The sequence below is a fragment of the Neisseria sp. P0022.S010 genome (genome assembly GCF_051956635.1).
Map to the genome: position 1 here is coordinate 1 of NZ_JBQCXF010000169.1, position 5854 is coordinate 5854.

Annotated in this window: 6 protein-coding genes; 4 read left to right on the forward strand and 2 right to left on the reverse strand. The window is 52.0% G+C overall.

Features of this window, described 5'->3' with window-relative positions; translation table 11 throughout:
- Positions 1 to 53 precede the first annotated feature (53 nt).
- Positions 54 to 896 carry a hypothetical protein gene (locus ACTHUT_RS12770; protein WP_049359154.1) on the forward strand — a complete coding sequence of 281 codons (843 nt, stop codon included), beginning with the start codon at positions 54 to 56 and terminating at the stop codon, positions 894 to 896.
- Between the two features lie 395 nt (positions 897 to 1291).
- Here the strand turns inward: ACTHUT_RS12770 and ACTHUT_RS12775 are convergent, their stop codons facing one another.
- The gene (locus ACTHUT_RS12775) at positions 1292 to 1801 is read right to left on the reverse strand and encodes a DUF4189 domain-containing protein (protein ID WP_440386437.1); all 510 of its coding nucleotides are present in this window, start codon (positions 1799 to 1801) and stop codon (positions 1292 to 1294) included.
- Positions 1802 to 2058: 257 nt separating this feature from the next.
- Between ACTHUT_RS12775 and tldD the strand changes: the two genes are divergently transcribed.
- The 3 genes from tldD to prmC are packed head-to-tail and all read left to right on the forward strand — an operon-like array spanning position 2059 to position 4818.
- The gene (gene tldD / locus ACTHUT_RS12780; RefSeq protein WP_440386438.1) at positions 2059 to 3501 is read left to right on the forward strand and encodes a metalloprotease TldD; all 1443 of its coding nucleotides are present in this window, start codon (positions 2059 to 2061) and stop codon (positions 3499 to 3501) included.
- 53 nt (positions 3502 to 3554) lie between these two features.
- Positions 3555 to 4016 (forward strand): hypothetical protein, encoded by a 462-nt coding sequence (locus ACTHUT_RS12785; protein ID WP_440386439.1) that lies wholly within the window; start codon positions 3555 to 3557, stop codon positions 4014 to 4016.
- Positions 4006 to 4818, forward strand: a complete 813-nt coding sequence (gene prmC, locus ACTHUT_RS12790) for a peptide chain release factor N(5)-glutamine methyltransferase (RefSeq protein WP_440386440.1) — start codon at positions 4006 to 4008, stop codon at positions 4816 to 4818. The genes ACTHUT_RS12785 and prmC overlap by 11 nt, the downstream gene beginning before the upstream one ends.
- A gap of 84 nt (positions 4819 to 4902) precedes the next feature.
- Here the strand turns inward: prmC and ACTHUT_RS12795 are convergent, their stop codons facing one another.
- Positions 4903 to 5697, reverse strand: a complete 795-nt coding sequence (locus ACTHUT_RS12795; protein WP_440386547.1) for a 3'-5' exonuclease — start codon at positions 5695 to 5697, stop codon at positions 4903 to 4905.
- Between the last annotated feature and the right edge of the window lie 157 nt (positions 5698 to 5854).

Genomic DNA, 5854 nt, shown 5'->3' on the forward strand with positions numbered 1-5854 from the left:
GGCTCTTGCATTGGATTGCCCATCGCAACGGACAATAAAAAGGAAAACGCATCATGAAATGGCTGTTTGCGGTCTTGGTCGCACTCAACATCATTGTTTTTGGCAGCATGGTTGCCTATCGGACACAGCATAAAACTGCCAAACCCGAATCCGCCTTGGAAGGCGGCACGCACGAATTATTGCGCCCGTCTTCTTTGGACGCACCCAAAACCGAGCCGCAGCAGGCATCGCAGCCCGATTGGGTGGCGGATGAATCAGACGGCCTGATCATGGCCGAACCCGAATCCGAAGAAGCAGAAGCCTTGCGTAAAAAACAAGAAGCGCAGCAGTTGAAAGAGAAAAAAGAAAAAATGCGCCGCGAGAAAGAAGCGCAAGAACGCCGCGCCGCCGAAGAAGAGATGGACGCGGCCGGCGTGGAACGCTTGTGTACCAGCAGCGCCACCGTAGTGATGGATGAAGACGATTACCACCGCATCAAAGGCCTGTTGGGCAAATGGCCCCATGCGGCCAGCCGCAGTATCGAAAAACGCAACGGCGCATCCGGTGGTGAAACTTCTTCCAAAACCTTCCGCGTGGTCTTGCCTGCCGACGGCGACACTTCTGCCCAGCTTGACGCCTTGGGCAGCCGCGGCTTTAGCGGCAGCATTCACAACGGCGAAATCAGCATTGACGTAACACGCAGCCGCTCTTCCGCCCAAGTTTTGATTTCACGCTTGTCCAGCGCAGGTTTCGGCGGCGCACGCATTGTCGAACAGGAAGACAGAAGCGCACCCGATACCGGTTTGAGCGTAGCGCGCATGACTGTGGTCTTTATGGCGGTTGATGAGCGCGATGCCCAAGACATCAGAAACATTGTCGGCCGTTATGGCAAGTTGAACATGAAAACCTGCCGATAATCAGGCCTGTTCGGTTTCAGACGGCCTGATCAGCAGTCGGCCAAGCCTGATAAACCGAACGCTGCAAAACATGAAACCCACTGTATCGGCAGTGGGTTTCATGTTTTTCGGTTTTGAGTATCTGATATAAAGGGGAACAGGTATGTTTCGTATATGCGCACTCCGAGTATCAAGAGATAATGGGGAAGAGGGGGATAAAATCTGTCGTTTAATGGCTCGGATTAGGACGTCTTCCGAGTGGATTTAATTATACGCTAATAATAACTATTATCAATAGCAAAACTAAAAAAATAAGGGATTTTTCTATAATAGATTGTTTTGTATGGGAATTAAGTTTCGGCATTGGCTTTGCCGTGATTGAAAAGGCCGTCTGAATAAAGCCGGCCTTTTGTCTATTAGAATTTAGGCATTGAGCAGCCTTCGGTAGCAATAATTCTACATTGTGCTTTTCTATTTTTTTGGCATTTTTCTAAGGCTTCATCTTCAGCTAGGCCAGGGGTAGTTGATCCGAAAAAAATTGTACCATTTTGATCTTGGGCAACGGCAAGACAGCCATTCCTGACCCAAGCATAAATTTTACACGGTTTATTTTTCCCACCTAGTTCACAAGTTTTAATGGCTTCTCTTTTAGCAGCATCAAGTGAATCCATTTCGAGTGCCCCACCTGATATACCAGTTTTAGGGTTAGCTGCCCATGCACCGTATTTTGAAGGAACATCGATGTTGATAATTTCCTTAGGCTGGTTCCGTTGGTGCTGACGAGATGACGCGCAGTTAGGATTGTATCCGTATTGACATAAACCAGGGTCATTTTGTAATGCGCCCCTAGTCGCATCATAGGTAGGATTGGCAACGCAAACATTAAGACTTGCCAGTCCTAATAATACAAAAAGCATTTTTTTCATTTTAAGTCCAATTTATTTATGATTTAAATCTTTATCAGTCTGCCGTTGCATCAATCATACGATGATTTGTTATCTTCTTTACGCGGCTGACGTTGAAATAGGATAAGGCAAACATTTCGCCCCTATATTTCAGACGGCCTTTTGATTTGTTTTAATCACTCATAAACCCAAGCAATCAACATATCCAAAGCCATATAAAATACCGTATAATCAAGGCCAAATTAACTTTGCCTGCTCGTCGGGCCGTCTGAAAAATTATGCAACAAACCTACGCCGCCGTACAGCGAGATTTGCTCGAAGCCAACCATCTTTCCCCCGATTTGCTTGCCCAAAGCCTGAGCATTATCGGCACCAACCATGTCGATTATGCCGACATCTATTGTCAGCGTACTGCCTATGAAAGCTGGCATTTGGAAGAAGGCATCGTCAAATCGGGCAGCTTCCAAATCGATCAGGGTGTGGGCGTGCGTGCCGTTTCGGGCGATAAAACTGCTTTTGCCTACGCCGACAGCCTGTGTATCGATTCGATCAACCGCTCTGCCAAAGCCGTGCGCGTGATTGGTGCGGCCGGCGGCGAGGCCAGCGTCAAAGTGCCAACACCTGCCTACGGCAAGCCTGTCCACATGGCGATTGACCCTATTGCCAGCCTCGATTCTGCTGCCAAAGTCGCGCTGTTGAACAAAGTCGAAACGCTGGCCAAAGCCACTGATCCGCGTATCGTGCAAGTGATGGCCGGTTTGACCTGCGAATATGACATGGTGTACATCGCCCGTCTGGATGGTAAACACGCTGCCGATATCCGCCCGATGGTGCGCATGAACGTTACCGTCATTGCCAAGCAGGGCGAGCGTCGCGAGCAGGGCAGCGCGGGCGGCGGCGGACGTTATGATTTGGCGTATTTCGATGAAAACTTGGTGCATCGGTTTGTCGATTCCGCCGTCAAACAAGCGCTGACCAATCTCGAATCCCGTCCTGCGCCTGCCGGCGAGATGACCGTCGTTTTGGGCAACGGCTGGCCGGGCGTGTTGTTGCACGAAGCGGTCGGACATGGTTTGGAAGGCGATTTCAACCGTAAAGAAACCAGCGTTTTCTCCGGCCGAATCGGTGAGCGTGTCGCCGCCAAAGGCGTTACCGTTGTGGATCAAGGCGATATTGCCGACAGACGCGGTTCGCTCAATATCGACGACGAAGGCAATGAAACCCGCCGCACTGTATTGATTGAAGACGGTATTTTGGTCGGCTATATGCAGGACGAAACCAACGCCCGTCTGATGGGTACGCAATCGACCGGCAACGGCCGCCGCGAAAGTTACGCCTCCGCACCTATGCCGCGCATGACCAATACTTTTATGGAAAACGGCGGCTATGAGCCGGAAGAAATCATCGCTTCCATCGATAAGGGCATTTACGCCGTCAACTTCGGCGGCGGACAAGTGGACATTACCAGCGGCAAGTTTGTGTTCAGCGCATCCGAAGCGTGGTGGGTGGAAGGCGGCAAGTTGCAATACCCTGTCAAAGGCGCGACCATCATCGGCAACGGCCCCGAAGTGTTGAAACATGTTTCCATGATAGGCAACGACTCCGCGCTCGACAGCGGCATCGGCGTCTGCGGCAAAGAAGGGCAGAGCGTTCCTGTCGGCGTCGGACAACCGACCCTGAGGATTGATGCCGGACTGACCGTCGGCGGTAGCGAAATTTAAACGGCAGGCCGTCTGAAAGGTTTTCAGACGGCCTTTTACATTAGGATAAAACCATGCAGGAACAGAATCGGAAATCAAGTTTTCCCATAGTGATGTTGCTGGTGTCGGTTGTCCTGTGGATAGCGTCTTTGTCCAATGTTGCATTTTATTTGGGCAATCATGAAAGCATGAAGGGTGTGACCGTTTTGATTTTGGGGTCGATATTTGCTCCTTTGGATATCAGATATTGTGCGGCCTATGCGAATTATGTTTGGTTGGCGGCCATTGTGTTGCTGGCGTTGCGGAAGAAGGTCGTGCCTGTCCATGCGGCACTTTGGGGCTTGGCGCTGGTGGCTTTCAGTGTGAAAGCCGTACATGTCGATGAAGCAGGAAATACGGCGGATATCGTGTGCTACGGTGCCGGATTTTATTTGTGGTATGCCGCATTTGCGGTTGCCACCATCGGTACGTTTGCCGGAAAGAATAAGGAAAGAAAAGCCACAACGCTGGCAGATGGGACGAAAAATGATGCTTGATGAATGGTTGCGCCAATCGGTACTGCCTAAAAATGAAGCGCGGATGTTGTTGCAATATGCGCTGGGTTACACGCGCGCGCAGCTGGTGACGCGTGGTACGGACGATTTGGCAGAATCCGCCCTGCAAACCTTGGAGATTTTGACGCAACGCCGTCTGAAAGGCGAGCCGATGGCCTATCTGTTGGGTGAACGCGAGTTTTACGGACGACGCTTTGCCGTCAATCCCCATGTGCTGATTCCACGCCCTGAAACCGAGCATTTGGTGGAAGCTGTGCTCAAACGCTTGCCGCCGCAAGGCCGCGTGTGGGACTTGGGAACGGGCAGCGGCGCCATTGCCGTGACCGTCGCGCTTGAACGCGTTGATGCCGATGTTCGCGCATCCGACATCAGCGTCGGTGCTTTGGATACTGCCCGTCAAAATGCGGCCGAATTGGGCGCAAAAGTCGAATTTGCGCGGGGTTCGTGGTTTGATACCGACAGGCCGTCTGAAGGCCGATACGATGTGATTGTTTCCAATCCGCCGTATATCGAGGATGGCGATGAACATTTGTTGCAAGGCGATTTGAGGTTTGAACCGCAAAACGCGTTGACCGACTTTTCAGACGGCCTCAGCCATATCCGCCACATTACCCAAGAAGCCCCCAAATACCTGAAAGCCAACGGTTGGCTGCTGTTTGAACACGGCTATGACCAAGGCGAAGCAGTGCGGAACATTATGCTGGAGAACGGTTTTGTCGAAGTGGCAACAGAGCAGGATTTGGCAGGATTGGACAGGGTAACGCTGGGGCGTTTGCCTGCTTAGTGGGCATGGTTTGTCGGAATATAAAAAAGGGCGTGTCGATCACGCCCTTTTGGTTTTCCGGTTTGGCTGTTCAGACGGCCTGGTTTAACGCCAAGCGGCGACGAACTCCGCCCAGTGTTGTTTTTCTTCGGCTTGTGCGGCCAGATAATGTTTGATGCGTTTGATTTCGACTTCGTATTCGTCGGCATCGAGCGCGCCGCTCATCATGCGAAAGCGCATGTACATCAGGTAGGTATTGGCGGCATCGGTTTCGCAATAGTCGCGGATGTCTTTCAGACGGCCTGCGTGATAAGCGTCCCAAACCTTGCTGCCGTCCATACCCAGTTTGCCGGGGAAACCGCAGAGTTTGGCCATATCGTCTAAAGGCACGCTGGCACGCGGTTGGTAGAGGGCGAGCAAATCCATCAGGTCGCAATGGCGGGTGTGGTAGCGGCTGATGTAGTTGTTCCACTTAAAGTCGCGACTGTCGCCAAAGTCGCCGTCGCCCATGTCCCAGTAGCGGGCGGCACTGATGCCGTGTATCAGGGCGCGGTAGTGGAGGACGGGCAGGTCGAAACCGCCGCCGTTCCAGCTGATGAGTTGCGGCGTATAGTTTTCGATGACCTCGAAGAATTTGGCAATCATGACTTCTTCGCTGTCTTCGGGATCGCCGATGGTGCTGACGCGGATTTTGTCCTGACCCCAGCGCATACAGCAGGAGATGGCGACGACTTGGTGCAGATGGTGTTGCATAAAGTCGCTGCCGGTTTTGGCGCGGCGTTGCTGTTGGGCAAACAGGACGACTTCGTTGTCGGGCAAATCGGCAGGCAAATCGTAAAGCAGGCGGATGCCGTTTACGTCGGGAATGGTTTCGATGTCGAAGGCGAGTATCGGAGTCATGGCGTGATCGGGTTGGATAAGGAATGATGCCATTGTGGCATGACGGCGCAGATAAAAAAAGAGGCAATCCCCCACAGGATTGCCCCAATACCTCAAATCAGAGATTTACGCTTCACAAACAATACAGGCTTTCACCTGCGGCTTTACAGATGCAGCT